Source organism: Streptomyces sp. NPDC101178, from assembly GCF_044767965.1.
In the GTDB taxonomy this organism is placed as follows: domain Bacteria; phylum Actinomycetota; class Actinomycetes; order Streptomycetales; family Streptomycetaceae; genus Streptomyces.
Genome location: NZ_JBIWOZ010000002.1, coordinates 129,236 through 149,511, shown reverse-complemented (window position 1 = coordinate 149,511; position 20,276 = coordinate 129,236). Strand labels below are relative to the sequence as shown.

17 protein-coding genes are annotated in these 20,276 nt (G+C 71.4%); 14 read left to right on the top strand and 3 right to left on the bottom strand.

The features are described from left to right. Positions 1 to 206: 206 nt before the first annotated feature. The 9 genes from ACIRR8_RS04790 to mutM all read left to right on the top strand — a co-directional run bounded on the left by ACIRR8_RS04790 (position 207) and on the right by mutM (position 9,481). Entirely contained in the window at positions 207 to 1,889 is a 1,683-nt protein-coding gene (locus ACIRR8_RS04790; protein WP_404058990.1) for a DAK2 domain-containing protein, read from the top strand. 49 nt (positions 1,890 to 1,938) lie between these two features. Next, entirely contained in the window at positions 1,939 to 4,149 is a 2,211-nt protein-coding gene (gene recG / locus ACIRR8_RS04785) for an ATP-dependent DNA helicase RecG (protein ID WP_404058988.1), read from the top strand. 158 nt (positions 4,150 to 4,307) lie between these two features. Beyond that, positions 4,308 to 4,892 (top strand): 16S rRNA (guanine(966)-N(2))-methyltransferase RsmD, encoded by a 585-nt coding sequence (gene rsmD, locus ACIRR8_RS04780; RefSeq protein ID WP_404058986.1) that lies wholly within the window; start codon positions 4,308 to 4,310, stop codon positions 4,890 to 4,892. A 26-nt stretch (positions 4,893 to 4,918) separates the two neighbouring features. After that, on the top strand, positions 4,919 to 5,398 hold the full coding sequence (gene coaD / locus ACIRR8_RS04775; protein ID WP_381006969.1) for a pantetheine-phosphate adenylyltransferase: 480 nt from the start codon (positions 4,919 to 4,921) through the stop codon (positions 5,396 to 5,398). Positions 5,399 to 5,514: 116 nt separating this feature from the next. Then, complete coding sequence (locus ACIRR8_RS04770; protein WP_404058984.1) at positions 5,515 to 6,630, top strand: cell division initiation protein; 1,116 nt, start codon at positions 5,515 to 5,517, stop codon at positions 6,628 to 6,630. Positions 6,631 to 6,917: 287 nt separating this feature from the next. Then, the gene (locus tag ACIRR8_RS04765; protein ID WP_404060646.1) at positions 6,918 to 7,487 is read left to right on the top strand and encodes a YceD family protein; all 570 of its coding nucleotides are present in this window, start codon (positions 6,918 to 6,920) and stop codon (positions 7,485 to 7,487) included. Positions 7,488 to 7,489: 2 nt separating this feature from the next. Continuing rightward, positions 7,490 to 7,663: a 50S ribosomal protein L32 gene (gene rpmF, locus ACIRR8_RS04760; RefSeq protein ID WP_003965982.1), complete on the top strand. Its 174-nt coding sequence runs from the start codon at positions 7,490 to 7,492 to the stop codon at positions 7,661 to 7,663. A gap of 19 nt (positions 7,664 to 7,682) precedes the next feature. Next, positions 7,683 to 8,510, top strand: a complete 828-nt coding sequence (gene rnc / locus ACIRR8_RS04755; RefSeq protein WP_404058982.1) for a ribonuclease III — start codon at positions 7,683 to 7,685, stop codon at positions 8,508 to 8,510. Between the two features lie 110 nt (positions 8,511 to 8,620). Beyond that, on the top strand, positions 8,621 to 9,481 hold the full coding sequence (gene mutM, locus ACIRR8_RS04750) for a bifunctional DNA-formamidopyrimidine glycosylase/DNA-(apurinic or apyrimidinic site) lyase (protein WP_404058979.1): 861 nt from the start codon (positions 8,621 to 8,623) through the stop codon (positions 9,479 to 9,481). Here mutM and ACIRR8_RS04745 read toward each other — a convergent pair. Then, positions 9,454 to 9,840 carry a winged helix-turn-helix transcriptional regulator gene (locus tag ACIRR8_RS04745; RefSeq protein ID WP_404058976.1) on the bottom strand — a complete coding sequence of 129 codons (387 nt, stop codon included), beginning with the start codon at positions 9,838 to 9,840 and terminating at the stop codon, positions 9,454 to 9,456. The genes mutM and ACIRR8_RS04745 overlap by 28 nt on opposite strands. Positions 9,841 to 9,926: 86 nt before the next feature. Next, positions 9,927 to 10,901: a CAP domain-containing protein gene (locus ACIRR8_RS04740; RefSeq protein WP_404058974.1), complete on the bottom strand. Its 975-nt coding sequence runs from the start codon at positions 10,899 to 10,901 to the stop codon at positions 9,927 to 9,929. Positions 10,902 to 11,082: 181 nt separating this feature from the next. On the opposite strand from ACIRR8_RS04740, the gene ACIRR8_RS04735 reads away from it, so the two are divergent. From ACIRR8_RS04735 to ACIRR8_RS04720, 4 genes are all read left to right on the top strand, one after another. Then, complete coding sequence (locus ACIRR8_RS04735; protein WP_404058972.1) at positions 11,083 to 11,364, top strand: acylphosphatase; 282 nt, start codon at positions 11,083 to 11,085, stop codon at positions 11,362 to 11,364. 438 nt (positions 11,365 to 11,802) lie between these two features. After that, positions 11,803 to 12,015 (top strand): hypothetical protein, encoded by a 213-nt coding sequence (locus ACIRR8_RS04730; RefSeq protein ID WP_003965973.1) that lies wholly within the window; start codon positions 11,803 to 11,805, stop codon positions 12,013 to 12,015. Positions 12,016 to 12,387: 372 nt separating this feature from the next. Further along, positions 12,388 to 16,107 carry a chromosome segregation SMC family protein gene (locus ACIRR8_RS04725; protein ID WP_404058970.1) on the top strand — a complete coding sequence of 1,240 codons (3,720 nt, stop codon included), beginning with the start codon at positions 12,388 to 12,390 and terminating at the stop codon, positions 16,105 to 16,107. Between the two features lie 227 nt (positions 16,108 to 16,334). Then, positions 16,335 to 17,753 carry a sugar porter family MFS transporter gene (locus ACIRR8_RS04720; RefSeq protein WP_404058967.1) on the top strand — a complete coding sequence of 473 codons (1,419 nt, stop codon included), beginning with the start codon at positions 16,335 to 16,337 and terminating at the stop codon, positions 17,751 to 17,753. A gap of 32 nt (positions 17,754 to 17,785) precedes the next feature. Here the strand turns inward: ACIRR8_RS04720 and ACIRR8_RS04715 are convergent, their stop codons facing one another. After that, on the bottom strand, positions 17,786 to 18,766 hold the full coding sequence (locus ACIRR8_RS04715) for an LLM class flavin-dependent oxidoreductase (RefSeq protein WP_404058964.1): 981 nt from the start codon (positions 18,764 to 18,766) through the stop codon (positions 17,786 to 17,788). A 186-nt stretch (positions 18,767 to 18,952) separates the two neighbouring features. Here ACIRR8_RS04715 and ftsY point away from each other — a divergent pair, with 186 nt between their 5' ends. Beyond that, positions 18,953 to 20,164: a signal recognition particle-docking protein FtsY gene (gene ftsY, locus ACIRR8_RS04710; RefSeq protein ID WP_404058961.1), complete on the top strand. Its 1,212-nt coding sequence runs from the start codon at positions 18,953 to 18,955 to the stop codon at positions 20,162 to 20,164. Positions 20,165 to 20,276 lie beyond the last annotated feature (112 nt).

Genomic DNA, 20,276 nt, shown 5'->3' with positions numbered 1-20,276 from the left:
GGAATCATTGAATGAAGTGGCGGTACCGGAGGAATGGCCCGACTCTCATCGGGCAACCGAAGCAGCATACAACGCCTGCTTCGGAGATACGAAACTACCACGGGTTGGCCCACCGCCCTCCCGCCCCCTGTCCCTGCCCGGGCCCCGGCAGGCGGGCTAACCTGCGGTGCAGCCCGTTGCCACGGCCGCTTCAAGGAGGACCATCGGTGCCGCAGCTCCCCGACGATCTGGACGCCGTCGCGGTGCGCACCTGGTGCTCACTGGCCCTGGAGGCCCTGGGCAGGGAGCGCGCGGAGATCGACGCGATCAACGTCTATCCCATCGCCGACGGGGACACCGGCACCAACCTCTATCTGACCGTCGAGTCCGCCGCCGCGGCCGTCGAAGCCGTCTTCGCCGCCCATGAGACCGGCACCACCGCGCCCGCCACCGCCGACGCCGTACACGCCATGGCGCACGGCGCCCTGATCGGCGCGCGCGGCAACTCCGGCACGATCCTGGCCCAGCTGCTGCGCGGGATGGCCGGAGTGCTGGCCGACGGCGGTGACGCGGCCCATCTGCGCCTCGCCCTGACCCGGGCCGCCGCCGTCGCCCGGCAGGCCGTCGCCCACCCGGTGGAGGGGACGGTGCTGACCGTCGCCACGGCCGCCGCCGAGGCCGCGCAGGGCGAGGAGCGGGAGGTGCGCGCGGTGGTGAGCGCCGCGTACGAGGGGGCGCGCGCGGCGCTGGCGAGGACCCCGGAGCAGCTCGCCGTGCTCGGCCGGGCCGGGGTCGTGGACGCCGGAGGCCGCGGACTGGTGGCAGTCCTGGGCGCACTGGTGGAGGCGATGACCGGGCAGGCTCCGGTACGAGGGCCTCGTACCGGGACCGGGAAGGCGGCCGCGCCCGTGGACGGCGGGTCGGTGGTGGGGGTTCCGGTGGACGGCCTGCCTGCGGGGGAGAGGCCGCTCGACTGTCCCGAGGACGCGGACGGCGGGCCCGCCTTCGAGGTGATCTACCTCCTGGAGGCCCGCGACGAGCAGGTGGACCGGCTGCGGACCCGGCTCGACGCGCTCGGCGACTCCCTGGTCGTGGTCGGCGGCGACGGGCTCTGGCACGTGCACGTCCATGTCGACGACGCCGGGGCGGCCGTGGAGGCGGGCGTCGAGGCCGGGCGGCCGTACCGGATCCGGATCACCCACTTCGCCACCGAGAGCGGCCACGACGTCCGCGTCCAGGCCGAGCCGGCCCAGCGCGCGGTGGTCGTCGTGGTCCCCGGCGACGGCCTGGCCGGGCTCTGCACCGAGGCCGGCGCCACCAGCGTGATCGCCCGCCCCGGCGAACCCCCCGCCAGCGGGGAACTCGTCGACGCCATCCGCCGCGCCCACGCCCGCGAGGTGGTGCTGCTGCCCAACGACGCGGCCCTGCGCCACACCGCGGCCGCCGCCGCCGAACAGGCCAGGACCGAGGGGGTCCGGGTCGCGCTCGTCCCGACCCGCGCCGCCGTCCAGGGCATCGCCGCCCTCGCCGTCCACGAACCGGACCGCGGCTTCGACGAGGACGTGGTCGCCATGACCGCCGCCGCCGGCGCCACCCGCTACGCCGAACTGGCCGTCGCCGAGCACCGGTCGTGGACCATGGCGGGCGTCTGCCAGGCCGGGGACGTCCTCGGCCTGATCGACGGCGACGTGGCCGTGATCGGCGCCGACGTCCCGGCCACCGCCCGCACGGTGCTGGACCGGATGCTGGCGGCCGGTGGCGAACTGGTCACCCTGGTCCTCGGCGAGGACGTCCCGGACGCGTTGGCCGACGCGCTGGAGGAGTACGTACGCGAGGGCCACCTCGCCGTCGACACCGTGGTCTACCGGGGCGGCCACCAGCGCGCACCGCTGCTGATCGGCGTCGAGTAGCGGACCTACCGCCGTGCCCGGCCGACGGTTGTCAGTGCCGTGGTGTGCAATGGACCGCGTGTCCTCGTTCGATGAACCTCTGAAAAAGCTGCTCGGCGGAGCCACCGCGAAGGTGATGGCCGAACACCTCGACCTGCACACGGTCGGTGATCTGCTGCACCACTACCCGCGGCGGTACGAGGAGCGCGGCAAGCTGACCGCGCTGGCCGACCTCCCGCTGGACGAGCACGTCACGGTCGTCGCCCAGGTCGCCGACGCCCGGATCCTGATGTTCAACAACGGCCGGGGCAAGCGCCTGGAGGTCACCCTCACCGACGGCAGCGGCCGCCTCCAACTGGTCTTCTTCGGCCACGGCGTCCACAAGCCGCACAAGGAGCTGCTCCCGGGCCGCCAGGCGATGTTCGCGGGCAAGGTCTCCGTCTTCAACCGGAAGATGCAGCTGGCCCACCCTACGTACCAACTGCTCGACGCCTCCGACGCCGACGAGGCGACCGAGGCCGTGGACGCCTTCGCCGGACGGCTGTTGCCGATCTACCCGGCCTGCAAACAGCTCGACTCCTGGCGGATCGCCAAGGCCGTGGACGCCGTGCTGCCGAGCGCGCGGGACGCGGTGGACCCGCTGCCCGCCGCCCTGCGCGAGGGGCGCGGCTTCACACCGCTGCCCGAGGCCCTGCTGAAGGTCCACCGGCCGCAGACGAAGGCGGACATCGAGGACGCCAAGGCCCGGCTCAAGTGGGACGAGGCGTTCGTCCTCCAGGTCGCCCTGGCCCGCCGCCGGTACGCCGACACCCAGCTGCCCGCCGTGGCCCGCCGCCCGGTCGCCGACGGCCTGCTGGACGCGTTCGACGCCAAGCTGCCGTTCACCCTCACCGAGGGCCAGGAGAAGGTCAGCAAGGAGATCTTCGACGACCTGGCCACCGAGCACCCGATGCACCGCCTCCTCCAGGGCGAGGTGGGCAGCGGAAAGACGATGGTGGCCCTGCGCGCCATGCTCGCCGTGGTCGACGCGGGCGGCCAGGCCGCGATGCTCGCGCCCACCGAGGTCCTCGCGCAGCAGCACCACCGCTCGATCACCGAGATGATGGGCGAGCTGGCCGAGGGGGGCATGCTGGGCGGCTCGGACCGGGGCACCAAGGTCGTCCTGCTCACCGGCTCCATGGGCATGGCCGCCCGCCGCCAGGCGCTGCTGGACCTGGTCACCGGCGAGGCCGGAATCGTCATCGGCACCCACGCGCTGATCGAGGACAAGGTCCAGTTCCACGACCTGGGCCTGGTCGTCGTCGACGAACAGCACCGCTTCGGCGTCGAACAGCGCGACGCCCTCCGCTCCAAGGGCAAACAGCCGCCCCACCTCCTCGTCATGACCGCCACCCCCATCCCGCGCACGGTCGCGATGACGGTCTTCGGCGACCTGGAGACCTCCGTCCTGGACCAGCTCCCGGCCGGCCGCTCCCCGATCGCCAGCCATGTCGTCCCCGCCAAGGACAAGCCGCACTTCCTCGCCCGCGCCTGGGAGCGCGTCCGCGAAGAGGTGGAGAACGGCCACCAGGCGTACGTGGTCTGCCCCCGGATCGGCGACGACGCGGAGGAGGAGGGCAAGAAGGGCAAGGCCAAGAAGAAGGCCGCGGAGGACGAGCCGGAGAAGCGGCCGCCGCTCGCCGTTCTGGAGACCGCCGACGAGCTCCGCAAGGGCGCGCTGGCCGGGCTGAGCGTCGAGGTGCTGCACGGGCGGATGCACCCGGACGAGAAGGACGACGTCATGCGCCGGTTCGCCGCCGGTGACGTCGACGTCCTGGTCGCCACCACTGTCATCGAGGTCGGCGTCAACGTCCCCAACGCCACCGCCATGGTGATCATGGACGCCGACCGGTTCGGCGTCTCCCAGCTCCACCAGCTCCGCGGCCGCGTCGGCCGTGGCTCGGCGCCCGGGCTCTGCCTGCTGGTCAGCGAGGCCCACGAGGCGAGCCCCGCCCGCGCCCGCCTCTCCGCCGTCGCCGCCACGCTCGACGGCTTCGAGCTCTCCCGTATCGACCTGGAGCAGCGCCGCGAGGGCGATGTGCTCGGCCAGGCCCAGTCCGGGGTGCGCTCCTCGCTGCGGATGCTCACCGTCATCGACGACGAGGAGGTCATCGCCGCCGCCCGCGAGGAGGCCGTCGCGGTCGTCGCCGCCGATCCGGAGCTGGAGCACCTGCCGGAGCTGCGGACGGTGCTGGCCGCGCTGCTGGACAAGGACCGGGAGGAGTACCTGGACAAGGGCTGAGCGCACGGGGCCGCCCTGCCGGTGCGGGCCGCACGCCATATCGTGGACGGACAGCCCGTACCCGCCGCGTACGGACAGCCCGTACCCGTCGGCGTACGCAGGGCACGCGCCCGCCGCGAGCCCCCGCACACGCCCCCGACCCCGAGGACCCGACACCCATGACCCGCGTGATCGCCGGATCGGCCGGTGGACGCCGCCTGGCCGTACCGCCCGGCACCGGCACCCGCCCCACCTCCGACCGTGCGCGGGAGGGCCTCTTCTCCACCTGGGAGGCGCTGCTCGGCTCGCTCGAAGGCGTCCGCGTCGCCGATCTGTACGCCGGATCCGGTGCCGTCGGCCTCGAAGCGCTCTCGCGCGGCGCCGTTCACGCGCTGCTCGTCGAGGCGGACCAGAAGGCGGTGCGCACGGTCCGGGACAACGTCCGCACCCTCGGCCTGCCCGGCGCCGAGGTACGCACCGGCAAAGCCGAGCAGATCGTGACAGGACCCGCGCCCTCGGACCCGTACGACATCGTCTTCCTGGACCCGCCGTACGCCGTCACCGACGACGATCTTCGCGAGATCCTGCTCACACTCCGTGCTCAGGGGTGGCTCACGGACGATGCGCTCGTCACGGTGGAACGCAGCACCCGGGGCGGAGAATTCGGCTGGCCCGCCGGATTCGAGCCACTGCGGGCCCGTCGCTACGGCGAGGGAACGCTTTGGTACGGTCGCGCCGCCGCTACGTGCGAAGACGCACGATGACCGGACCGGAGAGCGAGGGAATCACAGTGCGCCGCGCCGTCTGTCCGGGGTCTTTCGACCCCATCACCAACGGACATCTCGACATCATCCAGCGAGCCTCCAGGCTGTACGACGTGGTGCACGTCGCGGTGATGATCAACCAGTCCAAGAAGGGGCTGTTCACCGTCGACGAGCGGATCGACCTGATCCGCGAGGTCACCGCCGGCTTCGGCAACGTCGAGGTCGAGTCCTTCCACGGCCTGCTGGTCGACTTCTGCAAACAGCGGGAGATCCCGGCGATCGTGAAGGGCCTGCGAGCCGTCAGCGACTTCGACTACGAGCTACAGATGGCCCAGATGAACAACGGCCTCTCGGGCGTCGAGACGCTCTTCGTGCCGACCAACCCGACGTACAGCTTCCTGTCGTCCTCGCTGGTCAAGGAGGTCGCGACCTGGGGCGGCGACGTCTCCCACCTGCTGCCGCCCACCGTCCACGAGGCGCTCACGAAGCGGCTGGGCGAGCGCTGAGAACCTGACGGGCCGTCACCAGGTGTCGGGCGGTGGCCGACTGGCCTTACAGTCGTCCCGTCCGTCTCCAACGGAGCAGCAGCTTCAACAGAGCAGCAGAGAGTGGCGAGCACACGGTGGACGTGCAGAAGAAGCTCGACGAGATCGTCGAAGCGGTCGGGAACGCCCGCGCCATGCCCATGTCGGCCTCGTGCGTGGTCAACCGCGCCGAGCTGCTCGCCATGCTCGAAGAGGTGCGCGAGGCCCTGCCCGGCTCCCTCGCCCACGCCCAGGAGCTGATCGGTGGCCAGGAGCAGTTCGCCGAGCAGGCCCGCCAGGAGGCCGACCGGATCATCCAGTCCGCCCATGCCCAGCGCTCCTCGCTGATCGCCGAGACCGAGATCGCCCGCCAGTCGCAGAGCGAGGCCGACCGGATCCTCTCCGAGGCCCGCCGCGAGGCCGAGGAGGTCCGCGCCGAGGCCGACGACTACGTCGACAGCAAGCTCGCCAACTTCGAGGTCGTCCTCACCAAGACCATCGGCTCCGTCGACCGCGGCCGCGAGAAGCTCCTCGGCCGGGGCCAGGGCCTGGACGAGCAGGGCTACGAGGACCCCGACTTCACCGAGGCCCCCGAGCGCAGCGCCGACCCCGAGACGCTGAAGCAGCGGGCCGACGCGTACGTGGACGCCAAGTTCGGCGCCTTCGAGGCGGTCCTCGCCAAGACCCTGGAAGCGGTCGGCCGGGGCCGCCAGAAGCTGCACGGCCGGGTCGCCTCCGACGACCTCGGGGCCCACATGGCCGCCCAGGACGCGGCGGGCGCCCAGGGCCACACCAGCGACGCCGACTACCTGGCCGGCCTCGCCGAGCTGGCCACGCCGGAGCCGCCGCAGGCGCCTGCGCAGCCGCTCTACCAGGAGCAGCCGCAGCACGCTCAGGCCGAGCCGGGCTACGCGCAGCCGGAGTACGGACAGGCCGAGTACGCGCAGGCGTCGTACGGCTACCAGGAGCAGCAGGCGCAGGACCCGTACGGCTACCAGCAGGTGCCGGATCCGTACGCGGCCTACCAGCAGCCCGCCTACGACCCGAACCAGTACGCGCAGCAGCAGCCGCAGCAGGCCCAGCCCGACTACGGCTGGCAGCAGCAGCCCCAGGTGCCCGCCCAGCAGAACCAGGGCGCACTGGACGAGACCAGCCTCTTCGACACCAGCATGATCGACCTGGAGCAGCTGCGCCGCTACGAAGAGGGCCGCTGACCGCAGGGGCTCCGGCCAGGGGCTCGGGGAAGGTTCTGGGCCGATTGGGTGCTGAGCGGTCCGTCCAGTATCCTGAATCCTCGGTCGCACATAGGTCCGCGATCTCGGCTGCCCGCTTCGTCTGCGAATCGGGACGATTTGACTCCGGACCGTAGACGGTGACCCCTCCCCTCAGCAGCAAGCGCGACACCCATGATCCGAAAGCAGGAGAAGCCCTGAACGGCAACCTCGACCACCGCAACCCTCTCGTGTTCGATACGCGCGAGCTGGGTCGGCGTCCTGGTGCCATGAAGCGGCTCTCCCGCACGGTGGACGCACCCGGTTCACCGGTCCTCGGGATCGACGGCGTCATCGGTGTGCCGGAAGGCGCGCCGCTGGAGCTGGACCTCCGGCTGGAGTCGGTCATGGAAGGGGTCCTCGTCACAGGGACCGCCCGTGCGAGCGCCGAGGGAGAGTGCGTAAGGTGTCTGGAGCCGCTGACCGTCGAGGTCGACGCGGATTTCCAGGAGATGTTCTCGTACCCTGACGCCGATGACCGGGGCCGCCCTGCGGACCCGGCCGACGACGCCGAGGACGACGAGGACAGGTTCTTCCTCGAGGACGGCTTGTTCGACCTCGAGTCAGTGCTGCGTGACGCGGTAGTGCTCGCACTGCCCATGCAGCCGGTGTGCAAGGAGACCTGTGCCGGTCTGTGTTCCGAATGCGGAATCAGGCTGGACGAGAACCCGGACCACCACCACGACGCCGTCGACATCCGTTGGGCGGCACTGCAAGGACTCGCCGAGACCGTTCAGGACGGCGAGAAGGACAACATGGGCGGCGCCGAACCTGGCGTCGACGAGAAGCAGGAGAAGTAGCCGTGGCTGTTCCGAAGCGGAAGATGTCGCGCAGCAACACGCGCCACCGCCGGTCGCAGTGGAAGGCTGCGGTCCCCACCCTGGTTTCGTGCGAGCGTTGCCAGGAGCCGAAGCTCCAGCACATTGCGTGCCCGAGCTGCGGCACCTACAACAAGCGCCAGGTCCTCGAGGTCTGAGCGGCTGGTGAGAGGCCCGATGTCTGAGTTGTCCAGCGCCAAGAAGCAGGCAGACAACGTCAACACAGCCTCGTCCCACACGCTTCTGGAAGGGCGGCTCGGGTATCACCTCGAGTCCGCCCTTCTGGTGCGTGCGCTGACCCACCGTTCGTACGCGTACGAGAACGGCGGTCTGCCCACCAACGAGCGGCTCGAATTCCTCGGGGATTCGGTGCTCGGCCTGGTGGTCACGGACACGCTGTACCGCACCCACCCCGACCTGCCCGAAGGCCAGCTGGCCAAGTTGCGGGCCGCGGTGGTCAACTCGCGGGCGCTTGCGGAAGTGGGCCGCGGCCTCGAACTCGGCTCCTTCATCCGGCTCGGCCGCGGTGAAGAGGGCACGGGTGGCCGGGACAAGGCTTCCATCCTCGCCGACACACTGGAAGCAGTGATCGGCGCGGTCTATCTCGACCAGGGCCTCGGCGCGGCCTCGGAGCTGGTCCACCGGCTCTTCGACCCGCTGATCGACAGGTCCTCGAACCTCGGTGCCGGCCTGGACTGGAAGACCAGCCTCCAGGAGCTCACCGCGAGCGAGAGCCTCGGAGTCCCCGAGTACCTCGTCACGGAGACCGGCCCGGACCACGAGAAGACCTTCACTGCTGCTGCTCGCGTCGGTGGTGTCTCGTACGGCACCGGCACCGGCCGTAGCAAGAAGGAAGCGGAGCAGCAGGCGGCCGAGTCCGCCTGGCGTGAGATCAGCGCCGCCGCTGAGGCACGGCAGGCCGCGGAGAAGTCCGCCGCGGCCGACGGAGGGGCCGCCGACACCCCTGCCGACCCGTCGCCCGATACGGACGCCGCTCCGGCCTGAAGCAGAACCCCGAACCCCTCGGTGCGCACGCGCACCGAGGGGTTCTCCCTGTCCCGGGGAGCCGGTCCCGCGCCCCCGTACTACCGTCGTCGTGTCTGGAGTGGTGCACCGTGCCCGAGCTGCCCGAGGTCGAAGTCGTACGCCGGGGCCTGGAGCGCTGGGTCAGCGGCCGGACCGTCACCGAGGTCGAGGTCCTGCACCCGCGCTCGGTCCGCCGGCATCTGGCGGGCGGGGTCGACTTCGCGGCCCGGCTGCGCGGGGTCCGGTTCGGTACGGCGATGCGGCGCGGCAAGTACCTCTGGGTGCCGATCGACGAGGCCGCCTCCTCCTTGCTGGGCCACCTCGGCATGAGCGGCCAGCTGCTGGTGCAGCCCACGGACGCGCCCGACGAGAAGCACCTGCGGATCCGGCTGCGGTTCGACGACGCGCTCGGCACCGAGCTCCGCTTCGTCGACCAGCGCACGTTCGGCGGGCTCTCGCTCCACGACCTCACCGCCGACGGCCTGCCCGACACCATCGCGCACATCGCCCGGGACCCGCTCGACCCGCTCTTCGACGACGCCGCGTTCCACACGGCCCTGCGCCTGCGCCGTACGACGGTCAAGCGCGCGCTCCTGGACCAGTCGCTGATCAGCGGCGTCGGCAACATCTACGCGGACGAGGCGCTCTGGCGGTCCAAGCTCCACTACGACCGGCCGACCGCCACCCTCACCCGACCCAAGTCCGCCGAGCTGCTCGGCCACGCCCGGGACGTCATGAACGCGGCCCTCGCCCAGGGCGGCACCAGCTTCGACAGCCTGTACGTCAACGTGAACGGCGAGTCCGGCTACTTCGACCGGTCGCTCGACGCGTACGGCCGGGAGGGCGAGCCGTGCCGCCGCTGCGGGACACCGATGCGCCGCCGCGCCTGGATGAACCGCTCCAGCTACTTCTGCCCGCGCTGTCAGCGGCCGCCGCGCGCCTCGTCGTAACGCGTCCGGGCGGCGAGTACGTCGTCCATCCGGCCCTCGACGAGATGGATCAGCCCGAGGAGCCTGTCCGCGACCTCGCGGCCGAGCGGGGTCAGCTCGTAATCCACCCGTGGCGGGTTGACCGGCTGCGCCTCCCGCAGGACGAGGCCGTCGCGCTCCAGGGCGTGCAGCGTCTGGGAGAGCATCTTCTCGCTGACCCCGTCGACCCGGCGGCGCAGCTCGTTGAACCGGAGGCTCTCCTCGTACAGCGCGCCCAGCGTCAGACTGCCCCAGCGGCCGGTGGCGTGCTCCAGCGTGGAGCGTGAGGGGCACTGCCGGGAGAAGACGTCGAAGGCGAGATCGTCCGTGTCGCTGGCCATGTCAACAGCTTACGCCCGTACAGCGCTCACCTTGAGGGAGCGCTGTACGGGCGTAAGCGGTGGTCGGGTACCCGCGCCTGTGCGGGTCAGAAGCCGAAGTTCTGGACCCACCACGGGCCGCCGGAGCCCTCGTGGATGCCGATGCCGATGGTCTTGTAGTCGCAGTTGAGAATGTTCGCGCGGTGGCCTTCGCTGTTCATCCAGCCGTCCATCACGGCCTGGGCGTCGGCCTGGCCGCGGGCGATGTTCTCCGCGCCGAGCCCCTGGACACCGGCCTGCGCGGCCCGGTCCCAAGGGGTGTCGCCGTCCGGGTCGGTGTGGTCGAAGAAGCCGCGGGCCGCCATGTCCTCGCTGAAGTTCTGCGCGAGCGAGGTGAGTGCGGTGCTGGTGGTCAGCGGGGAGCAGCCGACCTTCGCGCGCTCCTGGTTCACCAGGGCCAGCACCTCGGCGCGGGCGGAGGTGTCGGAGGGCGAGGGGGCGGGCTTCTTGCTGGGCGGCGGCGGGGCCACGGTCTTCTTCGGCGGGGCCGGGGCCTTGGCCGCCGGGGCGGTGCTCTTCTCCGGGGCCGCGGTGGGCGCCTTCGACTCCTTGGACGGCGTGGCGGCCGGCTTCTCGGAGGGCGTCACGGAGGAGGGCGCGGCCGACTTCGAGGGGCTCTTCGAGGCGCCGGTGGAGGGCGACTTGGAAGGGGTCGTGGAGGGCGACTCCGAGGCGGCCTTCGACGGGGCCTCGGGGCGCTCGCTGCCCCGGCTGGCGGGGGAGGAGGAACGGTCGGCCGGGGCGCTGGAGCCGCCCTGCTGCGTCAGCAGGTCCGGTGCGCCGCCGGTGCGCACCTGGTCGGCGGCGGTGGAGCCGCCCGAGGTGTAGGTGTCGCCGCCGGGGAGCAGGCCCGAGGCGACGGCGACCGCGCCGACCGCCATCGCGGCCGAGGCGCCGAGGAGTCCGGTGCGCACGGGCACCGCGGACTTCTTCTTCCGGCGCGTGCCCCGGTGCCGCGAAGCCGCTCCGGCCGCGGGCTCTTCAGCGGCGGGGCCTGCGGCGGATCGTCGGTGGCGTCCCATGCGCTGTGCCTTCCTGATGCTCCGGACGTCGCATCGACGTCACCCGATCACCGGTCGGTTCACCGGTCGATCTTGGTCCCCGTGCTCACCCGAACGAGTGAGGCTATTGCGACGGGACTGTACGCCATGGCTCAAAGGGGCCGCCGTGCTCTTGGAGCAATTGGCCGGTTAGCGTTCGGGCATGAACGAAGAGGCACGGCTGGTCATCTGGGTACGCGGCCGAGTACAGCAAGTAGGCTTCCGCTGGTTCACCAGGGCAAATGCTTTGGAGATCGGCGGACTCGTGGGCTTTGCACTGAATCTCGACGACGGCCGGGTGCAGGTGGTCGCCGAAGGATCACGTGACAATTGCCACCGTCTGCTGGATTGGCTGCGCTCCGCCGACACACCCGGACGCGTGGACGGAGTCACTGAGATCTGGGACACCCCGCGCGGCGGTTACGACGGATTCGCCATCCGCTGACAGAGGCTCGCGCGGGCGCCCTCGATCCGCTCGGTGAACGCACCGGAGCGAACGGTCACGGTCCGGCCCGCCGGACCCTCGCACCCGAAATGACCTGCGAAAGGACCGCCCGGCGACCGATGGTTGCCAGATGCGGAATGTCGTGCAAGGCTGCGGCATTGACGAAGATCCTCACCCCCGTCGGGGTCCCGCAGGAGAGTCGCGCCGCATGATCATCCGGCCGCGCGCCCCCGGGACGCCTGGCTCCCCAGGGTGTGATCGTGTTGACCGTCAAACTTTTTGGTGAGACGCTGAAAACCCCGCGCACCTTAGCTGTTCGGTAGAGCTGATATGCAGCAGAACCGCAGTGGTGACAGAGCCCTGCCGAGCACCGCGGGTGCGATCCCCTGACGACCCACACCGCATCGGTCGGTCACTCATTGTGGAGGACCATCCATCATGGCAAAGGCGCTTCTCGGTTACGTCGGCGGTTCCGACCCGCGACTCCTCGCCGAGATGCGACGGCTCCAGCAGCGCGTCCAGGACCTGGAATCCGAGCTCAACCGGATCCAGGACGAGAACGACGCGCTCAACGCCGCCGCTCAGCACCAGGAATCGTTGCTCGACAGCATCGACATCGACGTACCCCAGGGCGAGCCCGCGCTGACCTGACCGGTGGCCCCATCGGGCCGGTCGGGCTGAGCAGTGCTCATCAGCCTCGGAACATCTCTTCATAGCTGATCCGTCCTGCGTCACGGATCGCCGTCCCCGGACGACCGGGTCCCTGACCGACAGGGACGCCTGTGTCCGGACACCGGTAGCGCTTCCGCTCGGTTGCCGTGGCGATACGTCGTGCAGGACCGCACGGATCGTTCAACAGGATCACGCACCAGGATCCTCGCACCAAGATCTACAGGGACGCCTCGGCGTCCCTTTTTTCTTTGCCCGGACCCCCCGGCCCCCGCCGTACCCCCCTCGCTTACCGTCTGATGTGCCCTGCACCTTCATCACCGAAACCGAGAGGGAAAGGTAGAGTCCGGCGGCGTGCACCTCAAGGCCCTGACCCTGCGTGGTTTCAAATCGTTCGCGTCCGCCACCACCCTGCGGTTCGAACCGGGGATCACCTGTGTCGTCGGCCCCAATGGGTCGGGGAAATCCAATGTGGTCGACGCCCTCTCCTGGGTCATGGGAGAACAGGGAGCCAAATCCCTGCGCGGCGGCAAGATGGAAGACGTGATCTTCGCCGGGACGACCGGGCGGCCTCCGCTCGGCCGCGCCGAAGTCTCGCTGACCATCGACAATTCCGACGGCGCACTGCCCATCGAGTACGCCGAAGTGACGATCACGCGGATCATGTTCCGTAATGGCGGCAGTGAATACCAGATCAATGGTGACACCTGCCGGCTGCTGGACATCCAGGAACTCCTCTCCGATTCCGGTATCGGCCGCGAGATGCACGTCATCGTGGGCCAGGGCCAGTTGGACTCCGTCCTGCACGCCGACCCGATGGGCCGCCGGGCCTTCATCGAGGAGGCCGCGGGTGTCCTCAAGCACCGCAAGCGGAAGGAGAAGGCGCTCCGCAAGCTGGACGCGATGGGCGCCAACCTGGCCCGCGTCCAGGACCTCACCGACGAACTGCGCCGCCAGCTCAAGCCGCTCGGCCGGCAGGCCGCCGTCGCCCGCCGGGCCGCCGTCATCCAGGCAGACCTGCGCGACGCCCGCCTACGGCTCCTCGCGCACGACCTGGTGACCCTGCGGGACGCGCTGCGCGACGAGATCGCCGACGAGGCCGAGCTGAAGAAGCGGAAGGACGCGGCGGAGGCCGAGCTGAAGGCCGCGCTGGCCCGGGAGGCGGAGCTGGAGGGCGAGGTGCGGCGCCTGGCGCCGAGGCTCCAGCGCGCCCAGCAGACCTGGTACGAGCTGTCGCAGCTGGCCGAACGCGTACGCGGCACGGTCTCGCTGGCCGACGCCCGCGTCAGGAGCGCCACGGAGGCCCCTGCCGAGGAGCGCCGGGGCCGTGACCCCGAGGACCTGGAGCGCGAGGCCGCCCGCATTCGCGAGCAGGAGGCGGAGTTGACGGCGGCTTTGGAGGCGGCCGAACACGCGCTGGAGGACACCGTCGCCCACCGCGCCGACCTGGAGCGCGAGCTGGCCGCCGAGGAACGCCGGCTCAAGGACGCCGCCCGCGCCATCGCGGACCGCCGTGAAGGGCTGGCCCGCCTGAACGGCCAGGTCAACGCCGCCCGCAGCCGCGCCGGTTCGGCGCAGGCGGAGATCGACCGGCTGGCCGCGTCGCGCGACGAGGCCCAGGAGCGCGCGGTGACCGCCCAGGAGGAATACGAGCAGCTCAAGGCCGAGGTCGAGGGCCTGGACGCGGACGACGAGGAGCTGACCGCCCGCCATGAGGAGGCCAAGCGGGCGCTGGCCGAGGCCCAGGCCGCCCACGGCACCGCCCGCGAGGAGGCGACGGCCGCCGAGCGCAGGCGGGCGGCGGTCGCGGCGAGGCACGAGGCGCTGGCCCTGGGGCTGCGCCGCAAGGACGGTACGGGAGCGCTGCTCGGTGCCCGGGACCGGCTGGCGGGCCTGCTGGGTCCGGCCGCCGAACTGCTCACGGTCCGGGCCGGCTACGAGGTCCCGGTCGCCGCCGCACTCGGCGCGGCGGCGGACGCGGTGGCGGTGACGGACCCGGCCACGGCCGCCGAGGCGATCCGCCTGCTCCGGGACCGGGACGCGGGGCGCGCGGCGATGCTGTTGGGCGGCGGTTCGGCGGAGAGCGCCGGGTCCGGTCAGGTACCGGGGCAGGGTCGCGAGTTCGTCCGGGACGAGACTCCTGGGGCGGCCCCCGGCCCGCTGCCCGCACAGGGCGGCACACCCGGCGGTGCGGGGTCCGCGCCCGACGGCGCTGACGTCCTCGCGCTGCCGCACGGCCGCACCGGAGCCGTCGCCGATCTCCTCACCACCAACGCCCCCGCCGTCGTCGATCTCCTCACCGGCCCCGCGCCCCTCATGGACGCCGTCCGCCGCCTCGTACGGGACACCGTCGTCGTCCCCACCCTGGAGGACGCCGAGGCGCTCGTCGCCGCGCACCCCGGGCTCACCGCCGTGACCGGTGAAGGGGACGTGCTCTCCGCGCACTTCGCGCACGGCGGGTCCGCCGGGGCGCCCAGCCTCCTGGAGGTGCAGGCCTCCGTGGACGAGGCCGCCGCCGAGCTGGCCGAGCTGGCCGTGCGGTGCGAGGAGCTGGCGCAGGCGCAGCGGCTGGCGGGGGAGCGGCGCACGGAAGGGGCCGCGCTCGTCGAGGAGCTGGGGGAGCGGCGGCGGGCGGCGGAGCGGGAGAAGTCGGGCATCGCCCAGCAGCTCGGCCGGCTCGCCGGGACGGCCCGGAGCGCGGCGGGCGAGGCCGAGCGGATGACCGCCTCCGCCGCCCGCGCCCAGGAAGCGCTGGAGCGGGCGGTGGAGGAGGCGGAAGAGCTGGCGGAGCGGCTGCTGGTGGCCCAGGAGGCGCCGGTGGAGGAGGAGCCCGACACCTCCGTACGGGACCGGCTCGCCGCCGACGGTGCCAACGCGCGACAGACCGAGATGGAGGCCCGGCTCCAGGCCCGTACGCACGAGGAACGCGTCAAGTCGCTGGCCGGACGCGCCGACGGGCTCGACCGGGCCGCCCGCACCGAACGTGAGGCCCGCGCCCGCGCCGAGCAGCGCCGGGCCCGGCTGCGCCACGAGGCGGCCGTGGCCTCCGCCGTCGCCTCGGGCGCCCGTCAGCTGCTGGCGCACGTCGAGGTCTCCCTCGTACGGGCCGACCAGGAACGCACCTCGGCCGAGGCGGCGAAGGGAGAGCGGGAGCGCGAGCTGGCCGCCGAGCGGGGCCGGGGCCGCGACCTCAAGGGCGAGCTGGACAAGCTCACCGACTCCGTCCACCGCGGCGAGGTGCTCGGTGCCGAGAAGCGGCTGCGCATCGAACAGCTGGAGACGAAGGCGTTGGAGGAGCTGGGCGTGGAGCCGGCCGGGCTCGTCTCCGAGTACGGCCCGGACCAGCTCGTGCCGCCGTCGCCGCCCGCCGAGGGCGAGGAGCTGCCGGAGGACCCGGAGCACCCCCGTAACCTGCCGAAGGCGTATCTCCGCACCGAACAGGAGAAGCGGCTGCGGTCGGCCGAACGGGCGTACCAGCAACTCGGGAAGGTGAATCCGCTCGCCCTGGAGGAGTTCTCGGCGCTGGAGGAACGGCACAAGTTCCTCTCCGAGCAGCTCGAAGACCTGAAGAAGACCCGGGCCGATCTGCTCCAGGTGATCAAGGAGGTCGACGAGCGGGTGGAGCAGGTGTTCACCGAGGCGTACCGGGACACCGCCCGCGAGTTCGAAGGCGTCTTCGCGCGGCTCTTCCCGGGCGGCGAGGGGCGGCTGCTCCTGACCGACCCGGAGAACATGCTCGCCACCGGAGTGGACGTGGAGGCCCGTCCGCCGGGCAAGAAGGTGAAGCGGCTCTCGCTGCTCTCGGGCGGTGAGCGGTCCCTGACGGCCGTGGCGTTGCTGGTCTCCATCTTCAAGGCCCGCCCCAGTCCCTTCTATGTGATGGACGAGGTCGAGGCCGCGCTCGACGACACCAACCTGCAGCGGCTGATCCGGATCATGGAGGAGCTCCAGGAGAGCTCCCAGCTGATCGTCATCACCCATCAGAAGCGGACGATGGAGGTCGCCGACGCGCTGTACGGCGTCTCCATGCAGGGTGACGGCGTGTCGAAGGTGATCAGTCAGCGGCTCCGCTGACCCGGTCGGCGCAGCCGTCGACTTTTTACCGAATCATCAGAGGTTCGACGCACCATTTGTGCGGACCTGGGTACACGTGGCTCCGACCCGCTGTTTGACTTCGTTTCTTGAACACATAACCTCTGCAAAGTTGATTTCGCCTTCAAGTGGTGGTGGGCCGGATGTTGTGTCCCACTGGGAAGGCTCACCCCCCACGTCTGACTTGCGGCCAGGCATCAGGAGTTCATGTGACCAGCGCAGCGAACGGACCGGCGTCCGGAGCCCGAGAGGCCCATCCGGACCACCTCGGCCATGTCATCTTCATCACGGCGGCCGCGGCGATGGGCGGCTTCCTCTTCGGCTACGACAGTTCCGTCATCAACGGGGCCGTCGAGGCGATCCGCGACCGGTACGACATCGGCTCCGGCACCCTTGCCCAGGTCATCGCCATCGCGCTGATCGGCTGTGCGATCGGCGCCGCCACCGCCGGCCGGATCGCGGACCGGATCGGCCGCATCCGCTGCATGCAGATCGCCTCGGTGCTCTTCACCGCCAGCGCCATCGGCTCCGCGCTGCCGTTCGCCCTCTGGGACCTGGCGATGTGGCGCATCATCGGTGGCTTCGCCATCGGCATGGCCTCCGTGATCGGCCCGGCCTACATCGCCGAGGTCTCCCCGCCGGCCTACCGCGGCCGGCTCGGCTCCTTCCAGCAGGCCGCGATCGTCATCGGCATCGCCGTCTCCCAGCTGGTCAACTACGCCGTCCTGCAGATCGCCGACGGCGACCAGCGCGGCAAGATCCTGGGCCTGGAGGCCTGGCAGTGGATGCTCGGCGTGATGGTCGTCCCGGCCATCCTGTACGGGCTCCTCTCCTTCGCCATCCCCGAGTCCCCGCGCTTCCTCATCTCGGTCGGCAAGAAGGCCGAAGCCCGCAAGATCCTCGAAGAGGTCGAGGGCGACAAGATCGACCTCGACGCCCGCGTGACCGAGATCGAGACGGCCATGCACCGCGAGCACAAGTCCTCCTTCAAGGACCTGCTCGGCAACCGGTTCTTCTTCCTGCCCATCGTCTGGGTCGGCATCGGCCTGTCGATGTTCCAGCAGCTCGTCGGTATCAACGTGGCGTTCTACTACTCGGCGACGCTGTGGCAGTCCGTCGGCATCGACCCGACCGACTCGTTCTTCTACTCGTTCACCACCTCGATCATCAACATCATCGGCACGGTGATCGCGATGGTGCTGGTGGACCGGGTGGGCCGCCGGCCGCTCGCCCTGGTCGGCTCGGTCGGTATGGCGGTCGCGCTCGCCTTCGAGGCCTGGGCTTTCTCCGCCGACCTGGTCGACGGCAAGCTGCCCACCACCCAGGGCGTCGTCGCCCTGGTCGCCGCTCACGTCTTCGTGCTCTTCTTCGCGCTGTCGTGGGGTGTCGTCGTCTGGGTCTTCCTGGGCGAGATGTTCCCGAACCGCCTGCGGGCCGCGGCCCTCGGCGTCGCCGTCTTCGCGCAGTGGATGGCCAACTGGGCCATCACCGCCAGCTTCCCGAGCCTGGCCGACTGGAACCTCTCGGGGACGTACATCATCTACGCCTGCTTCGCGGTGCTCTCCATCCCCTTCGTGCTCAAGTTCGTGAAGGAGACCAAGGGCAAGACGCTGGAGGAGATGGGCTAGCGGCCCCCTTTCTGCTCACGCGCTGCCCTGGTTCATGGCCGAACCGGGGCAGCCGGCGTTTCCAGCGCCTCGCAGAACAGCCGCAGGCTCCGCCACCCCTCCTCCACCGGCATCCCGCCGCAGAGCGGATGCAGCACCAGCGAGTCCGCGTCCAGCGCCTTGAGCTCCTCCGGAGTGACGATCCGGTAGACGCCCTCCTCGCGCAGCTCCGCCACCGTCGTGGCGGCCGAGCGCACCGCCGAGCGGATGTCCTTGGACTGCCAGGAGGCGTACGTCCGCGCCTCGTGCAGCAGGTGCTCCCCGTACAGCGCCCACGTCCGCTCCGGGTCCTCGGAGACCTGGAGCAACGGCGTCCGGGCCGCGGGCATCATGCAGAACCCCTCCGTCTCGTACGCCTCCCGCTGCTGGTGGTAGTACGCCTCCAGCTCCGGCAGGTGCGCGCTCGGGAAGAGCGGCAGCCCCAGCCGTGCCGCCCGCCGCGCCGCCGCCCGTGAGCTGCCGCCCACCAGGAGCATGGGGTGCGGCCGCGTGTACGGACGCGGCGTGACGCGTACCGTACGGCCCCGGTACGGGAACGGCTCCCCGGTCCACGCCGCCAGCAGCGTCTCCAGCAGCTCGTCCTGGAGCTTTCCGCGCCGCCCCCACTCCACGCCCGCCCGCTCGTACTCCTCGGGCCGGTAGCCGATCCCCGCGACCGTCACCAGCCGCCCCGCGCTCAGCAGGTCCAGCACCGCGACGTCCTCCGCCAGCCGCAGCGGATCGTGCAGTGGGCCGATGATCGCCGACACCGTCACCGCGATCCGCCGGGTGGCGCCGAAGACCGCGCCGGCGAAGGTGAAGGGGGAGGGCAGCCAGGAGTTCGCCACCCCGTGGTGCTCCTCGGTCTGCACCGTGTCGACGCCGTGCTCGTCCGCGTACGCCGACATCTCCAGGGCGGCGCGGTAGCGCGCCGAGAGGGTCATGGGGGTGGCTTCGGGATCGACGAGATTGAACCGGACCACGGTGAAGGCCATGACGGGTGTCCCCTTTCGTCGGATGCCTCAAGGGCGGAGCGGGGTGCACCGTAACTGGCGTACCGTCAGAAAGGTAGGGGCGGGGATCGGTCATTACCGCCAAAAGGTGCATCCGGATCCGGTGGATCGCCGGGCGGCGTGCGGGGCCGTGCCCGTACGGCGGACGTGGCCGATACTGGACGGGTTATGGAACTCGTCGAAATCGTCATCCTCGCTGTAGTCATCGCCCTGGCCGCCGTCGGCCTGGTCGGCGGGCTCGTGGTCGGCAGCCGCAAGAAGCGGAAGCTGCCGCCCCCGCCGCCGTCCACGCCGACCATCACTCCTCCCGCCGAGCCGAAGGTCGGCGAGGAGGCCGAGACGCCGCGCGACGAAGCGCGGCGCACCATCGACGATGTCGGCCTCCCGGACGCCACCGCGCCGGTCGAGGAGGCCCCGGTCGTCGAGGCTCCGGCGCCGCCCGCGCTGGAGATCCCCGAACCCACCGAGGGCCGGCTCGTCCGGCTCCGGGCCCGGCTCGCCCGCTCGCAGAACTCGCTCGGCAAGGGGCTGCTCACGCTGCTGTCCCGGGACAACCTGGACGAGGACACCTGGGAGCAGATCGAGGACACCCTCCTCACCGCCGACGTCGGCGTCGCCCCCACCCAGGAACTGGTCGAACGGCTCCGCGAGCGCGTCCGCGTGCTCGGCACCCGCACGCCCGAAGAGCTCCGCGCCCTGCTGCGCGAAGAGCTGATCACCCTGCTCGGCCCGGACTTCGACCGCGAGGTCAAGACCGAGGGCGGCGCCGAGACCCCGGGCGTCGTCATGGTCGTCGGCGTCAACGGCACCGGCAAGACCACCACCACCGGCAAGCTGGCCCGGGTGCTCGTCGCCGACGGCCGCAGCGTGGTCCTCGGCGCGGCCGACACCTTCCGCGCCGCCGCCGCCGACCAGCTCCAGACCTGGGGCGAGCGCGTCGGAGCCCGTACGGTCCGCGGGCCCGAGGCCGGCGACCCGGCCTCGATCGCGTACGACGCGGTCAAGGAGGGCATCGCCGAGGGCGCCGACGTGGTCCTCATCGACACCGCCGGACGGCTGCACACCAAGACCGGGCTCATGGACGAGCTGGGCAAGGTCAAGCGGGTCGTGGAGAAGCACGGTCCGCTGGACGAGATCCTCCTCGTCCTGGACGCCACCACCGGACAGAACGGCCTCGTCCAGGCACGGGTCTTCGCCGAGGTCGTGGACATCACCGGCATCGTCCTCACCAAGCTCGACGGCACCGCCAAGGGCGGCATCGTCATCGCGGTCCAGCGCGAGCTGGGCGTGCCGGTGAAGCTGATCGGGCTCGGCGAGGGTGCGGACGACCTGGCTCCGTTCGAGCCGGGTGCCTTCGTGGACGCGCTGATCGGAGACTGACGCGCACCACCCCGTACGGCGGGCCGCGGGCGGGGGCCCGCCCCGACGGGCGCGCCCACAGCCGCGCCGACGGCCGCCGGCGGGTCGGGCGCGCCCCCCGGGCGGCGGGCGC

What these genes read in the sequence shown, in the direction of transcription:
- ACIRR8_RS04745 (WP_404058976.1), bottom strand. Translation starts at nt 9,840, where the DNA reads ATGGCCAGCGACACGGACGATCTCGCCTTCGACGTCTTCTCCCGGCAG.
- rsmD (WP_404058986.1), top strand. Translation starts at nt 4,308, where the DNA reads ATGACCCGCGTGATCGCCGGATCGGCCGGTGGACGCCGCCTGGCCGTA.
- ACIRR8_RS04715 (WP_404058964.1), bottom strand. Translation starts at nt 18,766, where the DNA reads ATGGCCTTCACCGTGGTCCGGTTCAATCTCGTCGATCCCGAAGCCACC.
- ACIRR8_RS04740 (WP_404058974.1), bottom strand. Translation starts at nt 10,901, where the DNA reads ATGGGACGCCACCGACGATCCGCCGCAGGCCCCGCCGCTGAAGAGCCC.
- ACIRR8_RS04765 (WP_404060646.1), top strand. Translation starts at nt 6,918, where the DNA reads ATGAAGCGGCTCTCCCGCACGGTGGACGCACCCGGTTCACCGGTCCTC.
- ftsY (WP_404058961.1), top strand. Translation starts at nt 18,953, where the DNA reads ATGGAACTCGTCGAAATCGTCATCCTCGCTGTAGTCATCGCCCTGGCC.
- ACIRR8_RS04735 (WP_404058972.1), top strand. Translation starts at nt 11,083, where the DNA reads ATGAACGAAGAGGCACGGCTGGTCATCTGGGTACGCGGCCGAGTACAG.
- ACIRR8_RS04730 (WP_003965973.1), top strand. Translation starts at nt 11,803, where the DNA reads ATGGCAAAGGCGCTTCTCGGTTACGTCGGCGGTTCCGACCCGCGACTC.
- rnc (WP_404058982.1), top strand. Translation starts at nt 7,683, where the DNA reads ATGTCTGAGTTGTCCAGCGCCAAGAAGCAGGCAGACAACGTCAACACA.
- recG (WP_404058988.1), top strand. Translation starts at nt 1,939, where the DNA reads ATGGACCGCGTGTCCTCGTTCGATGAACCTCTGAAAAAGCTGCTCGGC.